Source organism: Streptomyces sp. NPDC006476 (genome assembly GCF_040612015.1).
Lineage (GTDB): Bacteria > Actinomycetota > Actinomycetes > Streptomycetales > Streptomycetaceae > Streptomyces > Streptomyces griseorubiginosus_B.
Genome location: NZ_JBEXPK010000289.1, coordinates 1 through 1,599, shown reverse-complemented (window position 1 = coordinate 1,599; position 1,599 = coordinate 1). Strand labels below are relative to the sequence as shown.

At 59.8% G+C, this 1,599-nt stretch carries 2 protein-coding genes; both read right to left on the bottom strand.

Features of this window, described 5'->3' with window-relative positions; all coding sequences use genetic code 11:
• Positions 1-58: 58 nt before the first annotated feature.
• On the bottom strand, positions 59-1,054 hold the full coding sequence (locus ABZZ74_RS54090; protein WP_356951436.1) for an MvdC/MvdD family ATP grasp protein: 996 nt from the start codon (positions 1,052-1,054) through the stop codon (positions 59-61).
• A 15-nt stretch (positions 1,055-1,069) separates the two neighbouring features.
• A complete protein-coding gene (gene tgmA, locus ABZZ74_RS54085) occupies positions 1,070-1,261 on the bottom strand; it encodes a putative ATP-grasp-modified RiPP (RefSeq protein ID WP_356951435.1) in 192 nt (63 codons plus the stop codon).
• Between the last annotated feature and the right edge of the window lie 338 nt (positions 1,262-1,599).

Sequence of the window (1,599 nt, the reverse complement as noted above, 5' to 3'; positions counted from 1 at the left end):
CAGCCCGCCCCCATGCGCGTACCGCATGACGATGTCGTACCGCAGCGATCAAGAACCGTCACGGGCCACCGGACTCCACGAGTTCAACCTGAGTATGCGCTGATGCCTCTTCGAGGCAGCCGGGGGCCGTCAGCCAGTCCGCGATGGCCTGCGCTATCGGCTGCCCTGTCTCCATCTCCACGAACCCGAATTGGCCGGACTGGTCGCATTCCAGAAACCACCAGATGCCGTAATCGTCCTCCGCGAAGTCGAACGCCCCATAGAAGAGTTCGGCCTGTCTGAGATACGCTCTCACACCGTCCCCAATACTCGATGGGACATAAACTGGTTGCCACGGCGCCGTCGAATCCGCGTATGGTACATCGACCTCGCTCTGATCGAGGTCCGGTCCGGCCGCCTTGCGGGCGGCAAAAAATCTGTTGCCTACCGCGGTCAGACGGATCTCGGCCCGCTTGGAAACTCGGCGCTGCAACAGCGTCGGGCCGAAGGAAACAGCTGCGAAGGCCTCGTCGGGCCCGCCCCGACTGGTGGGCAGCACGCCATGCGGGTCTTGTGGTTCCGTACCCGATAGGGACTTGATTACCAGGTCTGGGAAGCGGGCCGCGAAGTCGCGGGCCGCCTGCGGACAAGTGGTGATCAACGTGGCCGGCACGGGTAGTCGGCTGTGCTGGGCAACTCGTACTTGCCACGGCTTGTGACGAGCCCGAATCGCCGCGTCCGGATGGTTCATCCAGCGCGCGTCGGTGCACCGCAGCATGGCGTAGAGCAACTGCGAGGACTCGTCGGTGGGCCACTCGGACGGTTCGGCGACCCCACTCGCTGGTATGCCGGGGCGCCGGACCCATATCGACCGCAGACTCCTCATACACACAAGCCGACTTTCGGTGGACAGGTATCCGTGGAATGTGCCGTGTGTGTACTCACTGGACAGAGCGGCACGGCCGGGTAAATTAATTGCGGCGAGTCGGACTACCGGAACACCCCTGCCGTTAAGTTTTGCCACAACCATGTCGGCGGTTACATCTTGTTCAGAGGTCAGGATCAGAACAGACACCGAAGGGATTTCCCCTCAGTCGTCGAAGTGTGTTTTTGAGCCTGCAGTAGACGTCGTAGTGCTCAATTCTCGCAACAAAGCGTGATCATGTGCTGCAGGATTTCCGTCAGACAGCAGATTCAACTGCAGTTCGGGGTCGTAAATGTATGGAGCACTCTCCTCCGCCCGCTGAATGGGGCGTGAATAGTTCAGTGCAAACTGGTGCATATTTTCTCCAGGTGATGCTGAATCCATGGTTGCGATCCGGCGTCCACCTCTTGCGGGCAGCGAATGGTCGCGTCACTCTGTAGTTGCTGCTGGTTCAGGGAAGAGATACCCGGTTGCACGGTTGCGGCCATGGATCTGCCAGTTGTGATCGAAATTCTCAGGTGACCAAATCTTGAAGCAGAGAAAGCCCCGTAGTCAAGCCGCCAAGGCCCTGGCAGGGAATTCTTAAGAATCCGATAAGGTGGGGTCGCTGCGGATGGGACAGACGACCCTATTCAGCGCCGAAGTTGGACGCCTGAGCTTGATCTTTAACCTGTGCGGCCGTAGTGCTGGTCGAG